The sequence below is a fragment of the Peribacillus sp. SIMBA_075 genome, from assembly GCF_046534585.1.
Map to the genome: position 1 here is coordinate 1 of NZ_JAWRYN010000787.1, position 265 is coordinate 265.

The 265-nt window shown below is 70.9% G+C and carries 1 protein-coding gene; it reads right to left on the bottom strand.

Going from position 1 to position 265, the window contains the following annotated elements; all coding sequences use genetic code 11:
* Positions 1 to 143: 143 nt before the first annotated feature.
* Entirely contained in the window at positions 144 to 257 is a 114-nt protein-coding gene (locus SB775_RS30360; protein WP_410864965.1) for a hypothetical protein, read from the bottom strand.
* Between the last annotated feature and the right edge of the window lie 8 nt (positions 258 to 265).

Sequence of the window (265 nt, forward strand, 5' to 3'; positions counted from 1 at the left end):
TTCGTCCTGCGGCGCGGCACTGGTGACCGGCGGCGGGGGCGGCGGGGTGGATTCGTACTCGCTCATCGTTCGTTCCTTGCAGGTGAGGGCAGTCGCCGCCACTGTCGGTGGGGGCCGGAATCCTGTCAAGCCGGCGCGCCTGGTCAGCTCTCGCCGGCCACCGTCATCCGCCCGACCAGCACCGAGCCGATGTGGATGTGCGAACGCCGGTCGACGTCGGCGCCGACCGCCTCGATGCGCTGGAACATCTCGCGCAGGTTGCCGG